The following is a 544-nucleotide window of genomic DNA, read 5'->3' as shown; positions in this document are numbered from 1 at the left end:
AGCTCCTACAGGGCCGAGTGGGCAATCCCTCCATGGATGCGTTTAACCGAACGAATTCGACGGCCACGGTCTAAAATCCCACTCCCACAATGGAAGCCTCCTACATGAAATCCGTTCTAGCCCTGCTTTCCCTGGTGGCCCTTCCGGTATTGGCCGCCGAGCCCACGCTGTACGGACGCTACGAATACATCGCGCTGCCGGAAATGGGCGGCGAAGTGCTCAAGGCAAAAATGGACACCGGTGCGCTGACCGCCTCGCTGTCGGCCAAGGACATAGAGACGTTCACCCGTGACGGCGATGATTGGGTACGGTTCCGCCTGGCGACCAAAGGCGCGAGCAACAAGGTCTACGAGCACAAGATTGCCCGGATCAGCAAAATCAAGACCCGTTCCGAAGAGGACGAGGACGACGATGAAAAGATCGCACCCACCAAGCGCCCGGTGGTTGACCTGGAGTTGTGCCTGGGCAATGTCAAGCGCACCGTCGAGGTCAACCTGACCGACCGCAGCAGTTTCAATTATCCGTTGTTGATCGGCGCCAAGGC

At 58.6% G+C, this 544-nt stretch carries 1 protein-coding gene; it reads left to right on the top strand.

The genetic code is table 11. The features are described 5' to 3' along the window. Window positions 1-104: 104 nt before the first annotated feature. Window positions 105-544: retropepsin-like aspartic peptidase RloA2 (rloA2, locus tag OC610_RS28655; protein WP_264433151.1), on the top strand; the 440-nt coding region annotated here is incomplete at its 3' end.

This window comes from Pseudomonas agronomica (assembly GCF_025917275.1).
GTDB classification, from domain to species: domain Bacteria; phylum Pseudomonadota; class Gammaproteobacteria; order Pseudomonadales; family Pseudomonadaceae; genus Aquipseudomonas; species Aquipseudomonas agronomica.
This window is presented reverse-complemented; position numbering and strand designations above follow the sequence as displayed.